We start from the raw sequence: 25,233 nt of genomic DNA on the forward strand, positions 1-25,233 counted from the left end.
TTCTGTTTCACCTCAAAAAATAGAGCCTTTCCACGTAAAAGTGGAAGGCTCTATTTTCTTTGAATCAGAATCTTGTCTTTACTTCTTTTTCTTTACATTGATAATTAACTTGCCATCTGCCGTTTTTCGGCTTTCATTGCCATAGGAATCTACAGCCTTGACTTCAATGATGGCACCATTCGCGACGACATCCTTTGTGGCAGTATAATATCCCACGTAATATCCCTGTGAAACTTCACGCATTGGGAGCTCTGTTGCATTCGATGTCTGTATATTGCTTGTTAATGGCATATGAATCACAAACGTTGCATCCAAATCAGCTTCACTTGTAAACTCGATTTTTACACTTTCACCTTTTTTCAATGTTTTATCCTCATCTGGTTTCAAATTAGATATTTCCGGTGCAGTGTATTTTACATCAACATCTACAGATTCTTCCGTGACATTTCCTGCTTTGTCCTTTGCGATTACCTTGATTTCATTTACACCTTCATCCAACATGACCCTTGCCGAATAGTTGCCGTTTTCAACCTTGGCTGCGGTACCATTCACTGTGACAGTGTCCAGATTCGCATCAGCAATTGTTCCAGTAACCGTAACGGTTTCTTTATTGATTTTGCTTCCATCTGTTGGTGAGATAATCGATAATTCTGGTGCGTGTGGATCAAAAACAATAGACACCGGTTCAGATAGGTCGGTAATGCCCTGTTCTGTCGATGCTTTCGCTGTCAGTACATTCTCCCCTTCATGAAGATTTACTTCAACTGCGTAGGCACCATCATCGTTCGCAGCCGCAGTGGCAATTTCCTCCCCGTCATTATATATGTGGACGGTCGTTGTCGGTGCTGCCGAACCTTCTACTGTTATTGTTCTTTCATTTGTAAAAGATCCATCAACAGGAGATGAAATCGTCGGTGCTGTCACCTCGTAATCGACTACAGCACGAATCATATAGTTTCCTTCATCCTCTGGAGAAGGCGACCAGCTTCCTCCGACCATCTGCCAGCTTCTTAATGCGTTCTCCCCATCCTCATCTGTTGCAAGTCCCGGTGATGCAGTGTTAATTCCAGCCTGGATATATACTAGATAGAAGTCTCCTTCTACCACGATTCCATGGCTGCTTAAATCCACATGTGTCCACTCACCATTTCTCAATGCTGTCGCATCGATTGGACCTGCCAGCTTCTTACCTGGAGCGCCATCAGCTCCTGTAGCATCGTATACTTCAACTTTGAATGCCGTACCTCCAGGAACTGGCCACTCCGTATCCCAGAACCGGAATAAACCGCCAGTAACCAAAGCTTTTTCATTGCCATTCGCCAATGACATTTTCACAGCCCAGCCATTGCCTGCGTCATAGAATGCCCTGGCATTTTCGGCAGTACCATCATCATAGCCGATTTCACCCGGATACCCGATGAAAGGCTTGATTTCGAAATTCTGCTCGAGATCCCCATCAACTGTAACGGTCGCTTCCTGACTGTAGTAATGAGGAGCGATCACTTTTAAAGTGTATTCCCCTTCATACGCAGTCAATGAATAGTGGCCATTTTCATCTGTTGCAACTGGTGCAACATTCGCATCCTCCATCAAGTAAACTGTCGCACCCTCAACAGGATCGCCAGTTGCTTTGTTGGTGATGGAGCCAGTTATTGTACCTTTTGGCAATTCCTCAAGAGTAAAGTTCGCCGTTGTTTCACCATCCTGCACAATGTTCACCGTTTGAGTCTGTGGACGGAACCCATAGGCTTCTGCTACAACTGTGAATGTTCCCGCAGCATGTGTCAGTTCGAAACTTCCATTTGCAGGGTTTGTTTTAACGGAACGTCCGGATTCCACAACCGTCACTTCAGCCTGCATAGGCAGAGCCATCAGACTTCCTGAACTGTCCGCTTTTTGTTGCTTAGGCAGTTCCATTTCGATTTTATTTGCGTCTACCGGTTCTTTCACACTATCCTTCATATCGCCTTTTTCAGTTGCTGGCTCAGCCTTAGCTGGAGCAGCGAGTGGAGAATCCGACAAGCGCACATCATCCAGATACCATCCATCTTTAACAACGCTGCCATCAGTCGTTACATTGAAGGCGATATATATTCTTTGTCCTGCATATTCACTTAAATCCACTTCCCCGTCAATCCATCCATTTGACAAGTTATTCACCCGCAGTTTTTGTACCCAGTTGACTGCATCGGTGGAGACAAAAACATGGCCGTAGTCATAGTTTCTCTCCAGGTTATACCATTGCTTGAACTGCAGGTAGCTGCTGCCTTCCTGTAAATCGATCGGAGGCATTTGCAGTGACATGTTCGCACGGTTCTGATACGTTCCAGCAAGTGCAGTTCCATATACTTTCTCACCTGAAAAAGCGGATCCAGGACCACTTGTTGGTGTGCCCCACTCCCAGCTGTTTGCATCTCCAAACGAAGTCCAGCCTGATGCATCATTTTCAAAGTTCTGTTCATATCCTACAGAGATTCCTGGAAGAACAGTCACATTAAACTCGTTAACTGTTTCATTCCCTCCGAAATCCACTGCTTTCCATTTGTAAGTAAACTCGCTTCCGGATATAGCATCTCCAGGTATGCTGGCACGGTAAATTCCATTTTTGTAATCTCCGCCCGTGCGGACAGCGGAAACTGTTGTCCAGGATCCATCCTCTAATTGATATTCAACTTCAACATTTGTTACACTGATATTGTCGGCAGCTGAAGCCTCTAAAGTCAGTGGCATTCCTGCGAAAACCGTGGCAGGTTGGGAATGCTCCAACACCGGTGCTTCACTGTCGTCTCCATCTTTTGTGACCTGGCCTTTTATTTTACCAAGACCGGAAACTACCGATGATACAGCATCAAAAACATTCAACAATCCAGAACCATAACCGTTGTTTGGTGATTCAGGATATGCATTGTCTGTTAACGGCATTGCAGTCGTTAATAAAATCTCTTCCAGGTTATCGACTGTCAGACTGGAATTTGCCTGCAGCAATAAAGCTATAGCAGCTGATACATGCGGTCCGGCCATTGATGTCCCATTCCAGCCACCTTCATATCCACTTCCAGGAACAGAAGAACGAATATTGACTCCAGGTGCTGTAAGTTCAGGTTTGATTTCACCATACGGAGACGGTCCAAGCAATGAAAAGCTTCCAAGGTTATTATTGATGTCTGTCGCGCCTGTTGCGACTGATTCCGGATAGTTCGCCGGGTTAGCAACGGAACCTGGTCCGCCAGGGTTGCTGAATGTAGTGTTCCCCGCAGAGAATTCCGGGAAGATCTCAGCCGCTCTCCAGGCTTGAACCATCGGCCGGTACCACTCGTCCAGTCCCGGTCCGCCGCCCCATGAATTGTTGACAACATCCGGCGCTAAATCCGGGTTACCATTCGGAGCCAGAATCCACTCACCCGCTTCCAATAAATCAACATCTGTACCGCCAGAAGCTGTGAATGCTTTAACAGCAATCCATTTGGCACCAGGCGCTACTCCGATGGCATTTGCTCCATCCGGCTCGGATCCTACCATCGTACCTGTTACATGCGTCCCATGTCCGTGATCATCATATGGTGCAGATTGGCCGCGAACTGCGTCAAACCAGTTATTTTCATGAGACACCTGGCCAGATGAAGAGTCATAGCCACGATATTGATTCTGTAATGCTGGGTGGTTCCATTGTACCCCTGTATCAATTGAAGCAACTGTAATGCCGCTGCCATCAATCCCCATCTCCCAGACTGCAGGAGCACCGACCCTGTCAATATTCCATTCAATTGAGGTCGTTTTGGCAGCAGGATCCTGGACAGCTATAGCTGATTTTTCCGGAACAAATAGCTGCCTTGTTTCATTAGGCAGGATTTTATCAACCTCAGCAAAACCAGCTACTTTGTCCATAACCTCTTCTGTAGCTGTGACCGCAATGGCATTAACGACATGGTAGGAGTGGACATCCTTGGCTGCACCTTTTTGCACTTGTTCCTTAAGGAATTCCAGAACATCGTATTGAATTTCCTGCGCTTTTGCTTTCAGTTCTGATACAATCGCGGAACGTTTCATCGATTTTACTTTAGCAGGTGTGGCTTTATTAAGGCTTGCTTTTTTCTCGGCCTCTTTCGCGACAACCTTCGTGTCAACCTGCTCTTTCATTTTGATCAGGAAGGTTACCTGATCTTGGTCTTCAAATTGGGAATAAAGCTTCTTATTCACTTTTTGCGTTGCATTCTGGACTGCTTCCTTTGCTGAAACACTTACTCCTTTGGTTGCCGCAGCTGTATTAAACTGAGGCTGAAGCAGCAATGGCACGACAAGTGCAGTTGATAGAAGTACGGATAATAATCGTCGATTTTTACGTTTCATCCACTTACCTCCTAAGTATTTTTCCTTTATTCAGATACTCTGTCCTCCTTTCGTCGCACACTCTATGTCAAATAGGTGCTATATTTAACATAGCCCTTCATTGCTTGTATTTTTGTCGAATTTTTGTATATAAAACTGAATATTCCGAAAATGATTATTTAGTTGTTATTGGGAAATTTTTAAAATAATTCCAAAAGAGTGTAAACTTTATTATTTCCTTCTGCAGGACAAGACTTTCTAATTATTACCAGTGATTTTTTAAAAGCTTTCATTTCAAAAAGCAAAAAAAAGGTGAATTTATCCTATAAAGCAATTGAGATTCCACCCAGAATAAAAATGTATTTACTCTTTTAGAATTAATACACCCTCTAACTAAAAAACGACGTATGGAGGGAGGTCCATACGTCGTTTGTATTACGTATTAAATTGTATAAGTTTTTACCCAGAAACCTTCTCATCTAGAGGTAAACATTCACTTCTTCAAAATACCTAAGTACCCTTTCCACGGCCCAACTGCTTCTTCATATTTATGTGCCAGAACTCTAGTGATTTGCGCGATATGCGTCAAGTCATGCACTGCCCAGGTTGAGATCAGCTGCCTTGCAGTCACTTCCCCGTATTCAGGATGAATTCCGGTCAGATCCAACTGGCTATCGTCCCTTGCCAGAACCTTCAGCTTTTCAATATTCTCCATCCTCAACTTTGAAAATTCCAGGAGTTTGTCTTCTATCGACATATTTTCATAATTTTTCAGATGAGAAAAACGGTCAAAAGCAGGGAAAGTCTTATTTTCAGTTTCTTTCAAGATGATCTCGAGCCTGGGGATAAAATTATATTTTTCCCCATCAATGAGATGGCCAATCACTTCTGCAGGGGTCCACGTTCCGGTACCTTCATTGCATTTCAGCCATCCTTCTGATAATCCAGACAGGTAATGTTCCAAAACTTTAGGCGAACGTTCAAGGATTTCAATCACTTCATTCAAGTTAAATGCCATTTTATTGCCCACCTTCCAAATCGGTTTTTTATGACTTACTTAAACTTATTTCTTCAAGTTGGACAGTATGTAATACAATGTCACACTTCTGTTCTTTTTCTGAAAACTTTCAATGGTATGATAGATTTGTCCGATTATTTTTAAAGATAAAGAGAGTGAAATAGATGCTGACAATCAAAGAAGCTGCCGAACAGTTAACTACATTTGGCATTGACGCGACCGAACAGGATGTCTTGCGCTGGATTGAAGAAGGACGCATAAATGCTGAGTTTATCCAAAGAAGAAATGCTTCATACAAAATTACTCTTACTGACCTGACAGAATTCATAATCGAGAAACAGAACGATGATTTCAAAGCTCAACTGGAGAAGTCTAACCGCGATAATGGTAAACTTGCTGAGCAGCTTGAGCTAATGAATACGAGGTTACATATTGAGCAGTCCAAAGTCAGGACACTCAAAAAAATGCTGAACGCACAGATTGAAGCGAGCGGCACTGATTCTACCCAATTTGAGGTTCTGTTAGGATTAAAACAAACTTCAAATAACCTTGCGCTCAAAAAAGAATTCAAAAAACTGCTCAAAGCCCTCCATCCCGATCGAGGCGGTGATGAAAGGCTTTTTAAAGTGTTCAATGAACATTATGAAAATCTGAAATAATTTTCGACGCGTTGCTTCTCTTTAACCTGGTGAAGCAACTGTTTGCAACCCATTGTTGTATTCAATCTACCTAGCCTTTTTTAGATTTCAAGACAAAAAAATAGCTGCTGAAACCCATCAGAACTCCACCTGAAACACCAATCACGGCACCAGCAACAACCCAGATGGTGGATAAATAGATACCGGCCATATACATCAATAGCCCTGCTAAAAATAAAATCTTTCCCTTTTTCATGATAGCTCCTTAACATATATTCTTTCATAGTCTAATTCTACATAAGCTGGTAAAAGCCTTTAATTTTATGAGTTTTGGTTATGTCCCCCTTAAAAAATAGAACCAACAGGTTATCCCTGCTGATTCTATTTTCCCTACTTATTCTTGTAAAATCGATCCCTTACCTTCTTCAGCCTGGCATGATAATTCAAAATATCCAGCCTGGCTTTTTCTGCTTCTGGCGCAATCGGCCTCAGGTTTTCGATATCCCAATAGTCGATGATCACATCGAGCACTTGGTCGAAATATTCCAGCGGACCGTAATTAGCTTCTTTTGCAATGATAGACATCCGGTTTTCAAAATCAGGCATCACCGCACCAGGCATTTGGAAATTCTTGATGACATTCCCGAGATAGTAGCAATAGTTGGGCTCGAGTTCCAGGTGGTATTTAATGACTTCGCGGTAGAAAGCGTAGTGCAGGGTTTCATCTTTAGCCAGCCTGCGCAGCAATGTTGCTAATTCCCGGTCATGCGGACCAGCTACCTTGGCAACATTATTGTAAAACACCATTGTCGCTAGCTCCTGCATCGATGTGTACACCATTGTCTCAAATGGAGTATGAAAATCCGGGTCCCAACCATTTTCAAGCGTCATTTTATGTAATTGATGAAGTCGCATCGGTTCGACATTCCTTGTGATAAGAAGATAGGTCTCCAGCAAATTGGAATGCTGATCTTCTTCTGCTGTCCACGTATGGACAAAATCCTTAATGACTGACAAGGACCCTTTGAAAGTCTGATCAAGATACGACGTAAACCAGGGCAAATTAACCTCAGTCAGCAGTGCCGTCTCGATCGCTGTAATAACCGGCGCCGGAAGTGTAACCTGGCTTTCATTCCAGGGAACTCTTTTGAAGTCCATAGCCTTGTCCCAAGGTAAAAATTCATGATAGCCCCAGTCAATTTTTTCCGCCCTCATCTTGTGTTCTTCATACAATTCCCTAATTCTCGGTTCGAGTCTAAAATCCAAATGATTTGTAAGCAATGCAGCCCCTCCATCTTGCTTTTTAAATACTAGATATTATGACCAGTTACTAAATAAGATTTTATCATATTATCTGAATTTTAACTAAATGAAAGACTTATTTTAGCTAAAATAGTCATTTAGATGGATGAAGGTTTAGATTCGATACAATTACACATAATGCGTTTCTGTAAAAAATAAAAGGAAGACACTCAATCGAGTGGTCTTCCTTCTCTTAAAAAGGGTGTTTCTGATAAAAATAATTCGGCTTTACTACTTCGTTTTCATATGACTTATGAAAAATATGAGTGGCGGCGGGAGAAACAGGCGGGATCAGCCATGTCCAATCTCCAGTTACATTCCGCTCGGCAGTCCTTTCTTTCTCCTCAAAGACCTTGAACTGCATTGCAGCCGTGTGATGATCCACAATCGTAACCTTGTCTTCATTAAATGAATACAGGACACTGACATTCAATTCAACAAGAGCCCTGTCCTTCCAAAGCGAACTGTTTTTCTTCATATTCAACCCCATTTGGTCAGCAATCCTAGGTAAAAGATCATAACGTTCTTCATCCGCCAGATTACGTGCTCCTATTTCCGTCCCCATATACCAGCCGTTAAACGGAGCAGCAGTATACTCAATTCCCCCGATTTCAAGCTTCATTTCCGAAATGAAAGGCACAGCATACCATTTAAGCCCCATTTCCGAAAACCATTCATATTCAGGATGCCGCAAAGGTACCTCAAGTACTAGGTGGTCCGGAATCTCAAAGAGTCTCGGAGTATTCCCATCCACCTGGATCATAAGCGGCAGAATGTCAAAGCGGGTTCCTTTGCCCTGCCATCCCATCTCCTCACACTTTTTCGTAAAAGCAATTGAGTGAGGGTCACCAAATATTCCATGTTCGGTTTCATAACCCGCATATCGAATCAGCTGATGATTCCAGATCCGCACCTGCGAACTCTCGTTTTTCTGCTTGAAGACCGAAATCGTCGGCCTGATTTTCCCGTCGTTGGTGGCATATTGAATATGATGGAAGATCGCATCTTTGATTTCGTTTTCTGAATTTAAATCGCGACGATCAAATACAGTGAGTCCATCCCAAAATAACCGGCCGATACAACGATTGCTGTTCCTCCAGGCCATTTTTGCACCGTGCTCAAGTTCTTCAAAGGTATGTAAGTATGAGCCCGTCAAAGCGATCTCTTTTTCGATTTTCTGGATTCTTTCTTCTGCATCCTGCTCCGTTTTTCCAAGCTCTTTATAGCATATCTTGATAAAAGTTTCTGCCTCTTTCAATAGTTCCTGGTTCAAAACTGCGTCCTCCAGATGATGTTCTATCCGTATATTTTACCATGGAACCATTGAAAAAAAGAAAACATAGTTTTATGTGAAACACAACATACATCAGAAAAAGCCTCCAAGTATGGAAGGCTTTTGTAATTAGTTCGAAAACCGATTATTTAAAATTTGAAAACTCAACTAGTTCAATTTTATTACCGAAAGGATCTTCGATTATATTATATCTTCCTGGCGGGCATGGTTTCGCTTCATCAAATATAATCTTTGCCCCCTTCTCACGTACACGGGCAACGTCCTCCTCAACATTTTCTGAAAGAAGACCCAAAATAACTCTCTGGCCTTCAGCGCCAATTGGTTCTTCACCTTTCTCTAACACAATTGGAATCTCGTTATGTACGAGAGAGACGATATTTTCGCCGTAATGCTTTGAGACTTGGAAATCGAGTACCTGTGTGTAGAACTCCACAGCCTTCTCCATGTTATCTACTTTAACCGTTAAAACACATACTTTGTTTAACATTACATCCTCTCCTTATACTTTTGTGTATTGATGTTTCTTATATCCTTAAATATTTCGCTAAATACCAGCTAAATCCTTTCATTTTACATACAAAAAATCCCAACTCTTTAGACAGAGTTAGGATTTCCCTTCGTCTTTCGTTATCCCGCCAACACCCCAATATTTATGAGGTACGGTTTGCACAATCACCCTAACCTGCTCTGGACTAACTTCAAGTGTCTGAACCGCAGTCTTCGTGATTTCGGCAATGAACTCTTTTATCTTCTCATCACCTCTCCCTTCAAGAACCTGCACCTGAATGACCGGCATGTACATTTCCCCTTTCGGTAAAAATCGGGTAGTGACAGGCACCACCCGAAAAAATTCGCTAGAACCCTAGTAATCTAGGGATAAATAATGTGGATTGTTCCCAATAGGTCACAATGAAGAGCATGGCGATTCCAAGAATAAGCATCGGGAATACTGCTTTAACAAGGCGTTCAAATTTCACTTCTGCTATGGAGGATACGATGAACAATCCCGTCCCTACTGGAGGTGTCAAAAGGCCAATTGTCAAATTGATGCAAATGATGACTCCGAAGTGAATCGGGTCGATCTGGAATCCTGTTACCAGCGGCATAAATACTGGTACAAGTATAATTAGTGCTGCGATTCCATCAAGCAATGTGCCGACAATCAACAAGAATATATTGACCAGGAGCAAGAACACAAATGGATTATCGGAAATCGAAAGCATTGAATTCGCAATCATTTGCGGGATTTGTTCAAATGCAATTAACCAGCCAAATAAATTAGCCATTGCAATAAGGAAAGTTACCGTCGCAGTTCCAATCACTGTGTTTACGAGAATTTTGCCAAGGTGTTTCCACTTTAGCTCCTTATAGAAAAACAAACCTACAATAAAGGCTATGAAGCTTGCTACTGCAGCAGACTCCGTCGCAGTGAATGCTCCACTCAAAATCCCTACCGTAATGACAATCGGAACAAGTAGTGCGGGAAGGACTTTTAAAAATGAACTCCAGATTTGCTTGATACTCGCTTTTTCACTGCGAGGAAAATTATGCTTGTAGCCAAGATATGCTATTAGTCCTACAAAGCCGATACCAAAAATGATACCAGGAATGATCCCTGCCATAAATAGGCCGCCAATCGACGTTCCTGACAATGTTCCATAAATAATGAAAATCATACTTGGCGGGATGATTGGTGCCACTATTGATGAAGCCAGTGTTATTGCTGATGCGAATTCCCGGTCATAGCCCTCTTTTTCCATCTCGGGGACCATAACCTTGCTCATCATTGCTGCTTGAGCATTAGCAGAACCTAAGATCGAGGCCAGAAACATATTCGCGATAACGGTAACATATGCCAGCCCCCCGCGAACATGACCGACTAACATTCTGGCAAACACGACCAGTCTGTTTGTAATCCCTCCGCTGTTCATCAATTCCCCAGTCAGCATGAATAGTGGAATCGCCAATAGTCCGAAGTTCTCCATCCCTGAGTATAGTCGCTGAGGGGTAGACTCTAGCAGCATTGTATTACCAGTTACCAAAAAGTATACGATCGTGGTCATACCTAGAACTAAAGAAATAGGAATGCCCATTAATAAAAATGCGATAAAGGCAAAAATAACTAGGGCCATCAATCTTCTTCACTCTCCTTTGCAGCTGCATGGAGATTATTAATGATTTCACTATCAATGTGTTTATTTTTCATAATCTCAACCATATTACTGATAAGATGAATTGTGGCAAATAGCAAACCAACTGGCAGTATTGCATATGGTATCCACATCGGCAACAGGATTGCACTCGATTTTTGAATAGCTACCGTTGGCGAGCTAATCCAAGTGAAACAATAGTATAATAGGATTGCCATGAACAATAGCATACAAATATGAGCTAATATCGCCACTGCCTTATTTACATTCTTAGGCAGCATATCCGTAATGAGGGTTACAGACGCCTGAGTCTTATATTTTAGACCGAGGCTTCCTCCAATGAAGGTTATGTAGATTAACAGGAAAATTGATACTTCTCCTGCCCAGAACAAAGGCTCTTTGAATGCATATCGAAAAACAACTGCTGCTGTAACGATTACGGCCATTGCGAACATGAGGATAATAGCCAGTTTCTTTTCGAAACTGGCTACCATATTGCTAAGGTATATCACGCATTTCCCTCCAATAGGTTATTTGCGGAATGTATCGATGAATTCCTGGATCAGCGGGTCAGTCGGTCCGTATTTTTCATCGAATTGCTTGATATATGGATCAAACAGCTTTTGATCGATTTCATAAATTTTCATTCCTGCATCGCTAAGAGTCTTTTTGAACTCTTCTTCCTGGGAAGCGCGAGTCTTAGCGGAGTAATCTGCTGCAGCTTTGATTGCTTCATCAATGATTTTCTTGTCAGCATCGGACATTTTGTCATACTTTCCTTTATTCATCATTGCAACAGCTGGCCATACCATATGGTTGGTTACAGCGCCGTACTTCGCGACTTCATGGTATTTATTCGTGATTGTGGCATCAAGATCCATATCCATTCCATCGATTACTCCAGTTTGGATCGCTGCATATACTTCAGGAAGCGGCAGTGATTCAGGAGAAGCACCCAATGATTTGTAGAAATCCTGAAGCGGAGGGCTTGGCGTTACTCGGAAAGCTAATCCCTTCATGTCCTCAGGCTTTTTCACTTCTTTATCCTTGAACAGCATGACGCGGTTTCCTGCAAAAACGTAATCAAGGCCTTTAATTCCCTGACTGTCCAAAGTACCAAGAATTTTCTTTGCCACTTCAGTATCGCGAGCCGCATTCGTTTCTTCCAGGTCTTTAAATGCATATGGTGCAAACCAGGCTGTAAAAGCTGGAGCACGGGAGCTCATATAGGCAGCAGTAATGAAACCGAAATCTACTGAACCGGATGAGATCTGCTGAACCATATCGGCTTCAGTACCCAGCTGGCTCGCCGGATAGATTTCCACCTGCATCCTTCCGTCCGAGCGCTTATCCAATTCTTCTTTAAATTTTTCAGCTGCCTTATGCCACATATGATCTGTTGGGGTAATGTGCGCAAGCTTGAATGAATACTTCTCACCAGACCCTGATGCTGGCTTCGCATCTGTGTCATTGCCGCATGCAGCCGCCGTCAACACGAGCATAAAAATCAATAGTGTCAGTCCTATTTTCCTTAAACCGATCATTTACCGCACCCCTTTTTATCTTTATTGAAAACGCTATCATAAAACTTTCCCAAGCTGTCTCTAACTGTGATTATAATCACTTTTATCTAGTGAAAGTGTAAAGTGCTTAACATAGAATGTAAATTTTATCTTTATATTTTGAATATTCTAAACCTCAAAAGAAGGCACTTAGTTTCAAGAACTAAGTGCTAGATTTGCAGGAAAAAGAAACACTGCCAAGCTCGGCGAACTGGACGAGAACCGAATCGTTTGGTTCAAAGCTGATTGCTTCAGACACCGCACCACTAAGTATGACGTCTCCCTTTTTGATACCCTTTCCAACCTCACCAAGCTTATTGACTGCCCATGCTACCGACGTTGCCGGATGGCCAAGTACCGCTGCGCTTGAACCGGTTTGGACAACCTGTCCGTTTTTCGACATCACCATACCAAGCTGTCCTAAATCAAGTTTATCAGGCGACATCCACTGGCTGCCAATCAGGAATTTTGAGGATGAGCAGTTGTCAGCAATGACATCAGCCAAAGTGAATTTGAAGTTCAAATAACGGCTATCGATGATTTCGATAGCAGGGGCCACGAATTTCGTCACTCGCATTACATCCTCAGCCGTTACATTTGTTCCTTCTAGATCCTCTTCGATAAAAAAGGCAATCTCAGGTTCTGCTTTTGGATGGATGAAATCGGTAAAATCAAGCGGTTCCCACTCTAACGCGAGCATGTCATCTGTCAGGTATCCATAAATCGCTTCATGGACTCCCATCATCTGCTGCTTCGCCTTGCTCGTCAAACCCAGTTTCAAACCGATTTTACGAGCACCGTCCTTCTCACGTCTCTCAATCAATTTTTCCTGGATGGAATACGCATCATCAAAGCTCAGTTCCGGATAACGATCGGTTACTTTTACGACTTCACGACGTTCTTTTTCAGCGGAATATAAGTATTCTACGATTTCCAGGTCGACTCCCTTTGTAATCGTCATTTTTTACACCTCCAGCTTTCGGGCTTTTGCGAGTTCGGCAGCAACATCAAGAATCATATCCTCCTGGCCGCCGACCACTTTCCTTTTGCCTAACTCTAGTAAAATATCTCTTGAATCGATCCCGAATCTCTGCCCGGCGCGTTCCGCATGCAGCAGGAAGCTAGAATACACTCCAGCATAGCCAAGGACAAGACTGCCTCTATTAATTTCCTGCGGCCTTGGGATCATTGGTCCGACCGTATTTTCAGCCAGATCCATCAGTTTATAAATATCGATCCCCAGATCCATGCCCATTCGGTCCAATACGGACAAAAGAACCTCAGTTTGAGCGTTACCTGCGCCAGCTCCAAGACAGCGGATGCTGCCATCGATTCTCGTCGCACCCTCTTCAATCGCAGCAAGTGTATTGGATACTGCTAATGAGAGGTTATTATGAGCATGGAAGCCGACTTCAATAGACAAAGAGTCTCGTAGAGCAGCGATTCTTTCTTTTACTTCATGGGGCAAGAGTGCACCTGCAGAGTCGGTCACATAAACAGCTTGTGCACCATAACTCTCCATCAGCTTTGCCTGCTGAACTAATTTTTCCGTCGGTGCCATATGGGCCATCATCAGAAATCCAAGTGCCTCCATTCCAAGATCGCTCGCCATGCTGATATGCTGGGCGGAAACATCCGCTTCTGTAACATGAGTCGCAACCCGGACCAGACTTGCCCCTAACTGATGGGCCTGCTTAAGCTCATGAACTGTTCCGATTCCAGGTATCAGAAGCACAGCTACCTTTGAGTTTTTACACTCATCAACCGCTGCTTCAATCAGGTTCATCTCGTCAACGAGTGACTTTCCATACTGTAGCGTCGAGCCGCCCAAACCATCCCCATGGCTCACTTCGATATAATGCATTCCTGCATCATCAAGCTCACGAGTGACACGGCGCACCTGTTCCTCTGTATATTGATGCTGCATGACATGGCTTCCGTCACGCAGGCAAACTTCCGTAAACTTGATCGGCTTATCACTTTTGCGATTCAAAAAATTCACCTAGCCTTTCGATTCGACACTCTGTTTTTCAAGCATATGGATGGCAAAATCCTCTGCTGTCCTGGTCGCAGCAGCTGTCATGATATCAAGGTTCCCTGCATAAACCGGAAAATAATCCCCTGCTCCCTCAACCTCAATGAAAACAGTTACTCTGTTCCCATCAAACAAAGGTTCCTGCTTAAGGCGATATCCAGGGACGTACTCTTTTACCGTTTCTACCATCTGTTCAATCGATTTCGTGATTGCAGCTTCGTCCATATTTTTCACTTCGCAATAAATCGTGTCACGCATCAAAATCGGCGGCTCGGCGGGATTGAGGATAATCAGTGCCTTTCCTTTGTCTGCACCGCCCACTTCCTCAATGCCCCGACGAGTGGTAATCGTAAATTCATCAATATTCGCACGCGTTCCTGGGCCTGCGCTTTTCGATGAAATCGTCGCAACAATCTCTGCATAGCTGACATCCGCTGCTTCGTTGACCGCATGAACGATTGGAATCGTCGCCTGGCCTCCGCAGGTAATCATGTTGACGTTCATTTCATCGAGATAAGAATCTGTTTTAACGGCTGGCGAGACGAATGGGCCCCTGGCTGCAGGAGTCAGGTCAATCGCCAGCTTTCCCAATTCAGCGAGGACTTTTGCGTGCCTGACATGTGTCTTCGCCGAGGTCGCATCAAATACGATGTCTGCGATCTCAGGATTGTCCTTCAACGCCTGGATGCCATTATCGAAAGCAAGATATCCTCGTTCCTTCGCACGTTTCAGGCCGTCAGATTCGGGATCGATTCCGATCATCGCGGTCAATTCAATAATCTCGCTACGTTCAAGTTTATACATCAGATCGGTTCCGATATTACCGGATCCAATGATTGCTGCTTTGATTTTTGCCAATTCCTACACCTCCTACTCAAAAGTGACGGATACGGATCCGACCGGGCCAAACTGAGCCGTAACTGTGTCGCCTTCCTGGACGGTGATGGCCCCAGATAGCGCTCCAGGTAATATCAGTTCTCCAGCTTTAAGCGTGATTCCAAACTCATGAAGCTTATTTGCCAGCCATGCAATCGCATGTGCCGGATGGCCTAGAGCCGCAGCTCCGGATCCGGTGGCGATCATTTCGTTGTTTTTTAAAAAAGTCATTCCCACACTTCTAAGGTCGATTCCGTTTATGTCCGTCATTTGATCCCCAACCACGACCATCGCAGAAGAACCATTATCGGCGACTGTATCGACTAGTGCGATCTTCCAATCGGCTATCCGGCTGTCGATAATCTCAAGCGTCGGCACCACATATTTGGTCGCCATCAGCACATCCAGGAATGTAACATTCGGGCCTGCTAAGTCTTCTGCTAAAACAAAGCCGATTTCCGCCTCGATTTTCGGGCTAAGTAAGTTTGATACTTTCACTGTGCCGCCATTTTCTACCTTCATATCATCAAGCAAGTGGCCATAATCGGGCTCATCCACTCCGAGCATTTTTTGCATCGCGACACTCGTGAGGCCTACCTTTTTGCCTATGATTGTTCTGCCCAGGCTCAGTTTTCTCTTTAATACTTCAAGCTGGACATGGTAGGCGTCGCTCACATCAAGATTCTCGTATTGGTCTGTGATTGGCGGTACCGCTTTTTTGCTTTTTTCTGCCTCTAAAAGGGTATCAGCAATTTTTTCGATTGTCTGGTTCATGAGTTCACCCTCCTTTTCCTTAGAACTATCTATTATTGTTTGTGATAATGATAGTTTGATTGATGTTAATCCCAGTTTTGTTGGATATAATCCCATTTTTGTTGGATATAATCCCAGTTTCTCTGAATTTAATCCCAGATTCTTTGAATATAATCCTGGTTTCCCGTTTATAATCCCAGTTATCAGTATCCGACACTTTCAAGCTTACAGCTTCATCGTAATCGTCTTCGCTTCGGTGTAAAACTCGAAGCTGTGCCTGCCGCCTTCGCGTCCGATGCCGCTCGCTTTTGATCCGCCAAACGGTGTGCGCAAATCGCGATAATACCAGCAGTTAATCCACAGCAAGCCGGAATTCACCTTAGCTGCAACACGATGGGCACGGCGCAGGTCATTCGTCCAAACGACCCCTGCAAGTCCGTACATGGAATCATTCGCAATGCGAACAGCATCTTCTTCCGTTTTAAAAGGAATCACGACTAGTACCGGGCCGAATATCTCTTCCTGGGCGACACGCATTTTATTGTCGACATCGTATAAAACAGTAGGTTCATAGAAATTGCCTTCTCCGAGCCCCACAATACGCTTCCCGCCGGTTGCTAGCTTCGCACCTTCTGCAAGACCGATCTGAACATATTCATCAACCGTTTCAAGGTGGCCCTGTGATACAAGCGCACCCATGTCAGTCGTCTCGTCAAGTGGATTCCCAACCTTAATGGCTCGTGCCGCCTCAACAAACTTCTCCATGAACTTGTCGTAAATGCTTTCCTGAATCAGCAGGCGTGATCCAGCCAAGCAAATCTCACCCTGATTCCTGAAAATCGCTTCGATCGATCCAGCAACCGCTTCTTCTAAATCAGCATCTTCAAATACGATATTCGCGGACTTTCCGCCAAGCTCGAGCGATACCGGAATCAGCTGGGAAGCGGCATTCTGCATCACCGTGCGGCCTGTCGTGCTGTCGCCGACAAATGAAATCCGCCGTACGGAAGAATTGCGCGTCATTTCTGTTCCGACCGTGTTGCCAGGACCAGTGATAATATTCAGCACCCCAGGCGGCAATCCAGCTTCATTGGCAATCTCGCCAAGCATCACTGCGCTCAACGGAGTATAGGACGCCGGCTTAACGACAACTGTATTCCCCGCAGCCATTGCAGCTGATGCTTTCCAAGTCATTTGCATGAATGGCAGATTCCATGGAATGATCAAGCTTGTCACTCCAGCAGGAGCGTATTTAGAATAAGACATATATCGAGCCTGGTCATAATGCTCATGATTTATGTAGTTAGCCATTTCAGCGAAGAAGCGCAAATTCGCAGCGGCTCGTGGAATATCAAATCCGCGGCTCTCCTTGATCGGCTTCCCAACATCAAGAGTCTCCACAAGTGCAAGCTCATCAACTTTTTCCATCACCAGGTCAGACATTCTGCACAAAATTTTTGACCTTTCGGCAACTGGCATCTCGCTCCAAATTCCGCTTTCGAATGTCTTCTGAGCTACATCGATCGCGTGCTTGGCATCCTCAACACCAGCCTGCGCAACGGAGGCCAGTTTTTTATTCGTCGATGGATCAATCGTATCAAACGTCTCACCAGAGATTGCATCACGGTATTCCCCGTTAATAAACAGCTTTGCATCCTTAATTGCCTGTGGTTGAGTCAGATTCATCCTAATCCAGCCTCCTCATCCTCGACTTCTACAACCATTTCAACCTCAACGGCATTGTTAAGCGGCAGCTGCGCCATGCCTACAGCAGAGCGGCCATGCTTCCCACGCTCGCCAAACACTTGCACGAGCAGGTCAGAAGCACCATTCATCACCATCGGCTGGTCGGTAAAATCAGGCGCGCTATTCACGAAGCCAAGCACTTTTACAACCCGCTTCACTTTGCTTAACTCGCCCAGCTCCTGCTTCAAGACTGTCAAAAGGTTCAGCATGCACTGCTTCGCCGCATCGTAGCCAACCTCAATCGAAACATCTTCTCCAAGGCGTCCGCGGTATTCATTTGTCCCTTGTCCGGATGTGAAAATCAGGTTGCCAGTCCTTACACAGCTTACATAATTCCCTGCCGCAGGGCGGGGAGCCGGTAAGGTCAGGCCCAATTCCTCCAATCGTTCTTCAGGTGTCACTTGTACCTTTTCCATAAAATCAACTCCCAACTTTAACAGGAATATTCAAAAATCTGAGCGCATTTTTACCGAGCATTGCTTCCGTCTGGTCCTTTGACAATCCAAGCGTATCGTCAATAACCTTTCCAGGAGGAACCTCCCGAAGCAGGAATGGATAATCAGAGCCCATGATGATGCGCTCATGGCCGAAGTTCTGCAGCAGGTAATTCAGGTTTACCGGTTCATTCACGAGTGAATCATAGTAAAATTGCTTAGCATAGTGGCTTGGCGGCTTATCCAAAAGACGCAGATGCGGCCAAACCTTCCAGCCCTGATCCAGTCGAGGGAGCAAGTATGGCAGTGCGCCCCCGCCATGAGCAAGACAGATTTTCAGCTTAGGGAATTTCTCCATGATTCCGCCAAGGATCAAGCTGGCACCAGCCAAGGCTGTTTCACTCGGCATCCCAACAGTGTACATCAGATTGTGCCGCGGCATCCGCTCCTTGCCAAGCGTCTCCCATGGGTGGATGAACAATGGTACATCCCATTTCTCCGCCATCTCAAAGAATTCGATAAAACGAGGATCATCAAGATTGACGCCGTTCACATTCGTGCCAATCTCAATCCCAGCCAAGCCAAGCTCATGCTTGCAGCGGTCCATTTCCCTGATCGCCACATCAACGTTCTGCATCGGCACCGCGCCAAGTCCTATGAATTTGGTTGGATACTGGGCAACTGTTTCAGCGATATAATCATTCTGGACACGCGCTAAGATTTCTGCTTCCTCAGCTGGAGCCCAGTACGAGAACGTCACAGGGATTGGAGAAAGAACCTGCATATCGACGCCTTCTCTCTCCATATCCTTGATGCGCTTCTCAGCGCTCCACACCTGGTCGGTCACTTCACGGAATACCTTGCCAGCAATCATGATATTGGCACCGCAGGCACAAGTCCGTTCAAGCGTTGGCCACTTTTCCCCGCCGAAACGCTGAGTCAGCTCGCTGAAATTTTCAGGAATGATATGGGTATGGAAGTCTACTCGCATTTCCATTCACTCGCTTCTGGCGGCATCATGTATCCGCAATTTTTGCACTTACGCAGTTCCTCATTGCCATTAAAGCTAGCGATTGCTTCCTTCACCTGCATTTCGATGTTTGTCAGCTGAATCGTGGCGCGGTGCATTTCGTGGTCGCACTCATCACAGAACCAGACGAAATCCTCCAGTTCACCTTCAGCACGGTTACGCTCAATAACAAGTCCGATCGTGTTGGCAACACGGTGAGGTGAGTGCGGCACGTTCGCAGGAAGGTGGAACATTTCGCCTTCCTTCACTTCCACAACCTCGCGTTTGCCTTCTGCATTGATGACCTCAACATAGCAGCTGCCCTGGATCTGATAGAAAATCTCCTCGGATGGATCAACGTGGAAATCGCGTCTTTTGTTCGGCCCGCCCAAAAGCATCACCATCAGCTCAGCATCCTTCCAGATGACCTTATTGTTGACCGGCGGCTTAAGCTGATCTCTGTTTTCCTCAATAAATTTCATAAGATTAATAGGAACAAATTGGCTTTTCATATTTCCTCGTCTCCCTTCGGTTATTGTAAAATTTTTCGATAACAGTTTTTAGTTTCTTTTGCACTAGCCTACTCTCTTAATTCATACTTTCTTGTAAAATCAATCAACCTTTGCATGGCTGCCCTTTAAAGACTTTTGCATATGCACCACTTCATCTGCGAGATTTGTAATCCGATTCAGTAAATCCTCATCCACTATTTCATTTTCACGATTGAAATGATCGTAATTGGCGTAAACATAGCTCGGTGCGACGAATGCACGGAAGTATCCAGCAATTGGCTTCAGCTGATTCTCAATCACGAGAAAGTGCTGATACGTTCCGCCATTTGCGACAAAGCCCATAACCTTATTCCGGAATGCATCCGGGTGGATCAAATCAAACAGATTCTTCAACACTCCTGGAATCGAACCCTGAAAAATAGGTGTCCCAATCACATAAAAATCGGCAGAAGATACTTTTTCAATCACAGCCCTCGTATCGTCTGAATATTTCTCAGCTGGACGACCATCACAGAACTCAACGTTGTAATCCATCATATCGAGCATTTCCACCTCGATCTCCGGGTATTTCTTTTTCACATCTTCAAGCACTTTACGGACAACCATTCCTGTCTTTGCACCGATGATCGTGCCTGAAATCCCAAGCAATTTCATTCAGTTCCCCTCCTACTCTTGTAAAATATGATTCTTCGTAAACTCTGCCTTAAGTACGGACCCTGATTCCCAGCCGAGCAATGCATTCGAAAGGTTGACCTCCCCTTCGGAAATCAGCTGGCGGATCCTGGACGAAGATATGACACCGCCTTGAGAGCAGCACACCGGCTTCGTCACTCGAACTTTAAAATATTTTTCAAGAAGCGCAATGTTTCCCAGACGGTCCTTGCCAAAGCGGAAATCCCCGCCAACCATGATTTCGACCGGGTTCAGCTTTGACAGACAGTCGATGAACTTGTTCGCACTGCACCGAGCATATACCTCGTCAAATCTGGCAACAACCGAGTGCCTTGCACCGAGCTTTTCAATTTTTGCCAGCTTCTCATCAACAGTGGTCAGCATCCTGGCACCTTGAAAATACACACGAGGTGGAGGATCGAATGTATAGACCACACTTGGAACCTTCAGTTTTCTGCCTCTTTGCACTGCCTGCCGAATCACGACCTGGTGCCCTCGGTGGACTCCGTCAAAAGCACCAATTGCTACAATCGACTGAGGTAATTCCAATGAAGAATATACATGTGATTCCATCCGTCCTTCTCCTCCTGTTCAACCCACTTACTTTGTAAGCGCTTCCTTATTGTCCATCTGTGCACCCTTCAACGCTTCCTCCACCATTGTCAATGATGTTTGGCGCTTATAGTTGTTATAGAAAATCCCTCTCTTGCGGATCGGGTCTCCAGTATAGTAGCGCTCATACTGCAGCAGACGCTGGCCGAATGCCTCGCCGCAAAGATCCCATGCAAGCTTGAAAATGCTGACTCTTTCCAAAGAGGAGATGCCTTCACGTCCTACATAATAGTTGTCGATTGAATCCCTTAATTCCGCACTTTCGAAATCTGCTCCAGTCGGGGACATCAGCAATCCGCCTGCGCCGACGATCTGCATGACTTCGATGGCCCGCGGATACATTTTTGGCAGCAAACCGCGAATGGTCTCAAGCGGTACATATGCTGGCATCGCTTCACCATGCTCCGTCATCGTATGTTCGTATTCAGCCACTTTCAACAATGCCCGGATTGATTCAAGTGACTGTGCAAGCTCACCAAGCTGATCCTGGACATTCAAGTAGCCATCGACGCCAATCGTATCAGCCACCTTCATTGCTACTTGTGTGGCAAACTCCAATTTTACAAGACCTCGAACACCTGACTGGTGAGCCGGCTGCTGTCCTGCACCTGTCATCGGATACAGCTTGTTGGCCGCCTCTACATTGTTATATAAGAAAACGCGGTCCCAAGGAACGACAACATCGTCGAAAACAAGCAGGGCATCCATTTCTTCAAATCTTGAAGCGAGCGGATGATCGAAAAACGAACGTGTTCCATCCTGCATCGGTTCACGGCAAATGATGCGTAAACCTGGAGTATCAATCGGAATGGCAAATGCCAGTGCATACTTTTCATCTCCAGGCGCGAATCCAGGGAATGAGTAAATGATAACTTCATCTGTTACCGGTGCAAGTGTGGCGAGCATTTTCGCTCCCCTCACGACCAGCCCATCCGGAGTTTCCTTCACTGCGCCAAGATGCGTGTATGTATCTTTTTGCTCATGTGATGTTTTGCTCCGGTCATTTTGCGGGTTGATGATTGCATGTGTAAGGAAAATATCATTGTCCCGAAGGTATTTATAATAGTTGCGGACATTCTCAGCCCAGTTTTTGTTGTATTTTTCAAAGAACCAAGAATTGTAGTACATGGAGGTAACAACAACGTTCAAGAAATCCGGGGTCCTTCCCATCAGTCCGAATGTTGCCCTTGCATATGCTTCAAACACATTACGGCGCTTAACTAAATCTTCATAGCTTTTTGGCACCAGGAACGAATTGTTCACTCGCTCGCCAGTTTCCTCGCAGACATGAGTGATTTTATCCTGGAATTCCGGATCATGCTGCATATCATACAGCTTAGCGATTTCAAGAATCGGCTGCTTGAACACCGGCTCATCAAACAAATTCTCTATTTTCTTCCCAGATAGCCAAACCTCAGGTTTACGTGCTTTAACCGCTTCGATATATTGAGCTCCAGTCCTAATTCCCATATACACCCTCCTGAAAAATATTTATTGGAAATTTCATAATGAATTGTAATACTAATTTTCCATCACAACTGTAGCCTATTTAACGTTTTTTCTAATTTAGTTTTTGTAAAAGTCTAAATTGTCTAACTAGTTGTAGAAATTTATCCTTATTTCCCCTATGATTATGTTAGATATCAGCTTCACTTTTAGGGAGGTAATGGTATGGTCACGGTTTATGAGGAAATTTTTCATTGGGAGGATTATTTAAAGTTCGGCACGCGACAGTTCTTCAGGAAAAAAGAAAACATATACCAGCAGGGGAATTATGGAGAAGGATTTTATTATTTACATAAAGGCCTTGTACGAATTGTTACCGAAACAGCCACAGGAAAAGAAAATATGCTGAACATCGTCATTCCCAACCAGCTCCTGGGAGTCCAGTCACTTGACCAGAAAACCCATTTCACAACAGCAATCGCAGTTAAAGATTCAGTCGTCTACCATTTTTCGGCAGATGAATTCCGGAAACTGATGATTGCTCATCCAGAACTCTTCAAACTTTTTTCAAAAAGCGTCATCCATAAAATGAAAATCCTATTAGACCGCATAAATTTGAATACGCTTACATCCGAGCAAAAGCTTGCCGTCTTACTCCGCAATATTTGCGATGAATTCAAAAATTATGAAATCCCGATCTCACAGCAAGACCTTGCCTGCTGCACTGGCCTCACAAGAATTACAGTCTATAAAGTACTGAAGCAATGGCAGGAAGCCGGCATCATCGAGATCGTAAAGCGAAAATACTATATAAAAAAACCAGATTTCCTCAGAAACCTGGTTGGTTAATTCTCATGCGGATTACTAGCAATCGCATTTATTTTAGCAAAGTCGTTAATCATAATTTCGCGTCTCTTCAGCTCTATGTACCCCTTCTGCTTCCACTTCTGGATGATTTTGTTCACGGTGATCCGGGAAGTGCCGATATACTTCGAAAATGCCGTCTGATTCATAGAGGCATTCCCGTTTTCCTGAACAAGCTTCAGCAAATAGAATGCCATCTGCTGCTCAACCGGACTGTCCAAATGGGCTATGATTTCGGCAAGAGTCCTGAATTTATAGATCAAGGAATCGGTGTATATGGCCGCCGCATTAGGATGATGCTTACATGTGGAAGCAATCGCATCGTCGGAAAAATAGTAAATAGTTGACGGACAAGTAGTCGTCCCGCTTGTCAAATAAGGCTCCCCATGAACACCATGCTCACCAAACAACATCCCCGGGGGCACGATATTAATGATCCGCTCATCGCCCTTATCTGACAAGAGCGTAACCTTGATCTCCCCGTTCTTTAAATAATAGATTCCTCTGCCTGCCTCCCCCTGACGATAAACAACCTTATTCTTTCCCACCTCAATCAGCTGCCCATACGACAAAAACGGCTCCCATTGATAACGAAGATATTCCATATCATCACCTTCCTCTATTAAATCTGCGGTGATTTTTTTAATTATTGAGATAATTATAGCATTTACAGGGCTGCATTGGGGATAAAATAGCAGGAACATTTCAGTGGAATGGGAGAATAAGTGGCTTGAACAAATCGTGTAATAGAAATTCATGTGAGATACTTGCGAAGCGATATTAGTTTAAAAGTCATTTCGATCTTGGGCTAGAAAAGAAAAATGTCTATAAATGAACTTTTATCGACATTTTGGTCTTTGTATTGTATGAAAATGTCCAAGAAACTGGTTTTAATAGACATTTCAAGACAACTCACTCTCCGGAATGTCCAGGAAACAAGGTTTAATAGACATTTTGGTCTTAAAATAATATTGAAATGTTCAAGAAACTGGTTTTATTAGACATTTCGTGACAACTCACTCTCCAAAATGTCCAGGAAACAAGGTTTAATAGACATTTTGGTCTTAAAATAATATTGAAATGTTCAAGAAACTGGTTTTATTAGACATTTCGTGACAACTCACTCTCCAAAATGTCCAGGAAACAAGGTTTAATAGACATTTTGGTCTTAAAATAATATTGAAATGTTCAAGAAACTGGTTTTATTAGACATTTCGTGACAACTCACTCTCCGAAATGTCCAGGAAACAAGGTTTAAAAGACATTTAAGGGCTTAGCTTCCGCAAAATGTCTAAGAAATAAATTCATAAAGCTCAGATAAGGGTAAAAACGGTAATATTGTATTGTAATGTGGGATTATCAAATATACAGAACTTCAAAGATTTAAGTAGAGCAAACAAACGGATCATAAAGTGGCAGTAGAAAATACAAAGAAGATACTTCTGAGGATTAATGGTAACAGTAATACAACAAAATAGCCAAGCTTGCTGGCAGCTGCAGGTGGGCTTGGCAGCAACATGAGAAATCAAGATTCCGTAGATCTTTTCATGATCTCAAGTTCCCTCTCGTTCCTGACGGCTTTTTCCCAGATGAAATCTTGATCTTTTTCCAATCTTTTAATATGCTGTATCACTTCAATATGCCTGGTCTCATTCATGATCTCCATTTTATCCATTCTGGATTCCATTTTGTCCATTTTAGATTCCATATTATCCATTCTGGATTCCATTTTGTCCATTTTAGATTCCAGAGTATTAAATCTGGCATCGATGGCTTCAAATTTTTGACTATGTTCCATTAGAACTGTTTGCATATTGCCGACCATGCCAATAAGTTGTGAAAGCATTCCTTCAATCCGGTCAAATCTTTTTTTCGACATTTTTCTCACCTCCTTCTTTGCTTATTATAATATATATTTTTTTATTAGAAAATAATTAAAGCCGTATTCATTTTGGAATACGACTTTATAATTTAAGTCAAATTT

At 44.0% G+C, this 25,233-nt stretch carries 25 protein-coding genes; 2 read left to right on the forward strand and 23 right to left on the reverse strand.

Annotation, left to right across the window (positions count from 1 at the left end; translation table 11 throughout):
• Positions 1-78: 78 nt before the first annotated feature.
• Positions 79-4,347 (reverse strand): S8 family serine peptidase, encoded by a 4,269-nt coding sequence (locus ACXAEA_RS12610; RefSeq protein WP_475096233.1) that lies wholly within the window; start codon positions 4,345-4,347, stop codon positions 79-81.
• Positions 4,348-4,819: 472 nt separating this feature from the next.
• Positions 4,820-5,344, reverse strand: a complete 525-nt coding sequence (locus tag ACXAEA_RS12615; protein ID WP_475096234.1) for a DinB family protein — start codon at positions 5,342-5,344, stop codon at positions 4,820-4,822.
• Positions 5,345-5,508: 164 nt separating this feature from the next.
• Between ACXAEA_RS12615 and ACXAEA_RS12620 the strand changes: the two genes are divergently transcribed.
• On the forward strand, positions 5,509-6,003 hold the full coding sequence (locus tag ACXAEA_RS12620) for a J domain-containing protein (protein ID WP_475096235.1): 495 nt from the start codon (positions 5,509-5,511) through the stop codon (positions 6,001-6,003).
• Positions 6,004-6,073: 70 nt separating this feature from the next.
• Here the strand turns inward: ACXAEA_RS12620 and ACXAEA_RS12625 are convergent, their stop codons facing one another.
• The 19 genes from ACXAEA_RS12625 to ACXAEA_RS12715 all read right to left on the reverse strand — a co-directional run bounded on the left by ACXAEA_RS12625 (position 6,074) and on the right by ACXAEA_RS12715 (position 22,409).
• The gene (locus tag ACXAEA_RS12625) at positions 6,074-6,238 is read right to left on the reverse strand and encodes a hypothetical protein (protein ID WP_475096236.1); all 165 of its coding nucleotides are present in this window, start codon (positions 6,236-6,238) and stop codon (positions 6,074-6,076) included.
• A gap of 134 nt (positions 6,239-6,372) precedes the next feature.
• The gene (locus ACXAEA_RS12630; protein ID WP_475096237.1) at positions 6,373-7,263 is read right to left on the reverse strand and encodes an acyl-ACP desaturase; all 891 of its coding nucleotides are present in this window, start codon (positions 7,261-7,263) and stop codon (positions 6,373-6,375) included.
• 214 nt (positions 7,264-7,477) lie between these two features.
• The gene (locus ACXAEA_RS12635) at positions 7,478-8,557 is read right to left on the reverse strand and encodes a nitric oxide synthase oxygenase (protein WP_475096238.1); all 1,080 of its coding nucleotides are present in this window, start codon (positions 8,555-8,557) and stop codon (positions 7,478-7,480) included.
• Positions 8,558-8,702: 145 nt separating this feature from the next.
• Positions 8,703-9,065 (reverse strand): VOC family protein, encoded by a 363-nt coding sequence (locus tag ACXAEA_RS12640; RefSeq protein WP_475096239.1) that lies wholly within the window; start codon positions 9,063-9,065, stop codon positions 8,703-8,705.
• 117 nt (positions 9,066-9,182) lie between these two features.
• The gene (locus ACXAEA_RS12645; protein WP_475096240.1) at positions 9,183-9,374 is read right to left on the reverse strand and encodes a tautomerase family protein; all 192 of its coding nucleotides are present in this window, start codon (positions 9,372-9,374) and stop codon (positions 9,183-9,185) included.
• Between the two features lie 58 nt (positions 9,375-9,432).
• The gene (locus tag ACXAEA_RS12650; protein WP_475096241.1) at positions 9,433-10,710 is read right to left on the reverse strand and encodes a TRAP transporter large permease; all 1,278 of its coding nucleotides are present in this window, start codon (positions 10,708-10,710) and stop codon (positions 9,433-9,435) included.
• Entirely contained in the window at positions 10,710-11,240 is a 531-nt protein-coding gene (locus ACXAEA_RS12655) for a TRAP transporter small permease (protein ID WP_475096242.1), read from the reverse strand. The genes ACXAEA_RS12650 and ACXAEA_RS12655 overlap by 1 nt, the downstream gene beginning before the upstream one ends.
• A gap of 18 nt (positions 11,241-11,258) precedes the next feature.
• On the reverse strand, positions 11,259-12,272 hold the full coding sequence (locus ACXAEA_RS12660) for a TRAP transporter substrate-binding protein (protein ID WP_475096243.1): 1,014 nt from the start codon (positions 12,270-12,272) through the stop codon (positions 11,259-11,261).
• 181 nt (positions 12,273-12,453) lie between these two features.
• A complete protein-coding gene (locus tag ACXAEA_RS12665; RefSeq protein ID WP_475096244.1) occupies positions 12,454-13,251 on the reverse strand; it encodes a 2-keto-4-pentenoate hydratase in 798 nt (265 codons plus the stop codon).
• Between the two features lie 3 nt (positions 13,252-13,254).
• Positions 13,255-14,283 (reverse strand): 4-hydroxy-2-oxovalerate aldolase, encoded by a 1,029-nt coding sequence (gene dmpG / locus ACXAEA_RS12670; RefSeq protein WP_475096245.1) that lies wholly within the window; start codon positions 14,281-14,283, stop codon positions 13,255-13,257.
• A 9-nt stretch (positions 14,284-14,292) separates the two neighbouring features.
• Positions 14,293-15,183 carry an acetaldehyde dehydrogenase (acetylating) gene (locus ACXAEA_RS12675; RefSeq protein ID WP_475096246.1) on the reverse strand — a complete coding sequence of 297 codons (891 nt, stop codon included), beginning with the start codon at positions 15,181-15,183 and terminating at the stop codon, positions 14,293-14,295.
• A gap of 12 nt (positions 15,184-15,195) precedes the next feature.
• On the reverse strand, positions 15,196-15,975 hold the full coding sequence (locus tag ACXAEA_RS12680) for a 2-keto-4-pentenoate hydratase (RefSeq protein ID WP_475096247.1): 780 nt from the start codon (positions 15,973-15,975) through the stop codon (positions 15,196-15,198).
• Positions 15,976-16,179: 204 nt separating this feature from the next.
• Complete coding sequence (locus ACXAEA_RS12685) at positions 16,180-17,640, reverse strand: aldehyde dehydrogenase (protein WP_475096248.1); 1,461 nt, start codon at positions 17,638-17,640, stop codon at positions 16,180-16,182.
• Positions 17,637-18,116: a RidA family protein gene (locus ACXAEA_RS12690; RefSeq protein WP_475096249.1), complete on the reverse strand. Its 480-nt coding sequence runs from the start codon at positions 18,114-18,116 to the stop codon at positions 17,637-17,639. Before ACXAEA_RS12690 ends, ACXAEA_RS12685 begins: the two co-directional genes overlap by 4 nt.
• Positions 18,117-18,120: 4 nt before the next feature.
• Positions 18,121-19,131: an amidohydrolase family protein gene (locus ACXAEA_RS12695; RefSeq protein ID WP_475096250.1), complete on the reverse strand. Its 1,011-nt coding sequence runs from the start codon at positions 19,129-19,131 to the stop codon at positions 18,121-18,123.
• Complete coding sequence (locus ACXAEA_RS12700; protein ID WP_475096251.1) at positions 19,116-19,655, reverse strand: 3-hydroxyanthranilate 3,4-dioxygenase; 540 nt, start codon at positions 19,653-19,655, stop codon at positions 19,116-19,118. Before ACXAEA_RS12700 ends, ACXAEA_RS12695 begins: the two co-directional genes overlap by 16 nt.
• 99 nt (positions 19,656-19,754) lie before the next feature.
• Positions 19,755-20,309 (reverse strand): NADPH-dependent FMN reductase, encoded by a 555-nt coding sequence (locus ACXAEA_RS12705; RefSeq protein ID WP_475096252.1) that lies wholly within the window; start codon positions 20,307-20,309, stop codon positions 19,755-19,757.
• 12 nt (positions 20,310-20,321) lie between these two features.
• Positions 20,322-20,900 (reverse strand): FAD synthetase, encoded by a 579-nt coding sequence (locus tag ACXAEA_RS12710; protein ID WP_475096253.1) that lies wholly within the window; start codon positions 20,898-20,900, stop codon positions 20,322-20,324.
• 27 nt (positions 20,901-20,927) lie between these two features.
• Entirely contained in the window at positions 20,928-22,409 is a 1,482-nt protein-coding gene (locus tag ACXAEA_RS12715; protein ID WP_475096254.1) for a 4-hydroxyphenylacetate 3-hydroxylase family protein, read from the reverse strand.
• A gap of 201 nt (positions 22,410-22,610) precedes the next feature.
• Here ACXAEA_RS12715 and ACXAEA_RS12720 point away from each other — a divergent pair, with 201 nt between their 5' ends.
• The gene (locus tag ACXAEA_RS12720) at positions 22,611-23,234 is read left to right on the forward strand and encodes a Crp/Fnr family transcriptional regulator (protein WP_475096255.1); all 624 of its coding nucleotides are present in this window, start codon (positions 22,611-22,613) and stop codon (positions 23,232-23,234) included.
• Here ACXAEA_RS12720 and ACXAEA_RS12725 read toward each other — a convergent pair.
• On the reverse strand, positions 23,231-23,854 hold the full coding sequence (locus ACXAEA_RS12725) for a Crp/Fnr family transcriptional regulator (protein ID WP_475096256.1): 624 nt from the start codon (positions 23,852-23,854) through the stop codon (positions 23,231-23,233). The two genes, ACXAEA_RS12720 and ACXAEA_RS12725, sit on opposite strands and share 4 nt — an antisense overlap.
• Positions 23,855-24,774: 920 nt before the next feature.
• Positions 24,775-25,128, reverse strand: coding sequence for a hypothetical protein (locus ACXAEA_RS12730; protein ID WP_475096257.1), 354 nt, complete (start codon positions 25,126-25,128; stop codon positions 24,775-24,777).
• Positions 25,129-25,233 lie beyond the last annotated feature (105 nt).

The organism is Mesobacillus sp. ABV4_180 (assembly GCF_056158485.1).

Bases quoted from the DNA above. Each gene is read 5' to 3' on its own strand.
- ACXAEA_RS12610 (WP_475096233.1), bottom strand. From the start codon at position 4,347: ATGAAACGTAAAAATCGACGATTATTATCCGTACTTCTATCAACTGCA.
- ACXAEA_RS12615 (WP_475096234.1), bottom strand. From the start codon at position 5,344: ATGGCATTTAACTTGAATGAAGTGATTGAAATCCTTGAACGTTCGCCT.
- ACXAEA_RS12620 (WP_475096235.1), top strand. From the start codon at position 5,509: ATGCTGACAATCAAAGAAGCTGCCGAACAGTTAACTACATTTGGCATT.
- ACXAEA_RS12625 (WP_475096236.1), bottom strand. From the start codon at position 6,238: ATGAAAAAGGGAAAGATTTTATTTTTAGCAGGGCTATTGATGTATATG.
- ACXAEA_RS12640 (WP_475096239.1), bottom strand. From the start codon at position 9,065: ATGTTAAACAAAGTATGTGTTTTAACGGTTAAAGTAGATAACATGGAG.
- ACXAEA_RS12645 (WP_475096240.1), bottom strand. From the start codon at position 9,374: ATGCCGGTCATTCAGGTGCAGGTTCTTGAAGGGAGAGGTGATGAGAAG.
- ACXAEA_RS12650 (WP_475096241.1), bottom strand. From the start codon at position 10,710: ATGGCCCTAGTTATTTTTGCCTTTATCGCATTTTTATTAATGGGCATT.
- ACXAEA_RS12660 (WP_475096243.1), bottom strand. From the start codon at position 12,272: ATGATCGGTTTAAGGAAAATAGGACTGACACTATTGATTTTTATGCTC.
- ACXAEA_RS12665 (WP_475096244.1), bottom strand. From the start codon at position 13,251: ATGACGATTACAAAGGGAGTCGACCTGGAAATCGTAGAATACTTATAT.
- ACXAEA_RS12680 (WP_475096247.1), bottom strand. From the start codon at position 15,975: ATGAACCAGACAATCGAAAAAATTGCTGATACCCTTTTAGAGGCAGAA.
- ACXAEA_RS12685 (WP_475096248.1), bottom strand. From the start codon at position 17,640: ATGAATCTGACTCAACCACAGGCAATTAAGGATGCAAAGCTGTTTATT.
- ACXAEA_RS12690 (WP_475096249.1), bottom strand. From the start codon at position 18,116: ATGGAAAAGGTACAAGTGACACCTGAAGAACGATTGGAGGAATTGGGC.
- ACXAEA_RS12695 (WP_475096250.1), bottom strand. From the start codon at position 19,131: ATGGAAATGCGAGTAGACTTCCATACCCATATCATTCCTGAAAATTTC.
- ACXAEA_RS12700 (WP_475096251.1), bottom strand. From the start codon at position 19,655: ATGAAAAGCCAATTTGTTCCTATTAATCTTATGAAATTTATTGAGGAA.
- ACXAEA_RS12705 (WP_475096252.1), bottom strand. From the start codon at position 20,309: ATGAAATTGCTTGGGATTTCAGGCACGATCATCGGTGCAAAGACAGGA.
- ACXAEA_RS12710 (WP_475096253.1), bottom strand. From the start codon at position 20,900: ATGGAATCACATGTATATTCTTCATTGGAATTACCTCAGTCGATTGTA.
- ACXAEA_RS12715 (WP_475096254.1), bottom strand. From the start codon at position 22,409: ATGGGAATTAGGACTGGAGCTCAATATATCGAAGCGGTTAAAGCACGT.
- ACXAEA_RS12720 (WP_475096255.1), top strand. From the start codon at position 22,611: ATGGTCACGGTTTATGAGGAAATTTTTCATTGGGAGGATTATTTAAAG.
- ACXAEA_RS12725 (WP_475096256.1), bottom strand. From the start codon at position 23,854: ATGGAATATCTTCGTTATCAATGGGAGCCGTTTTTGTCGTATGGGCAG.
- ACXAEA_RS12730 (WP_475096257.1), bottom strand. From the start codon at position 25,128: ATGTCGAAAAAAAGATTTGACCGGATTGAAGGAATGCTTTCACAACTT.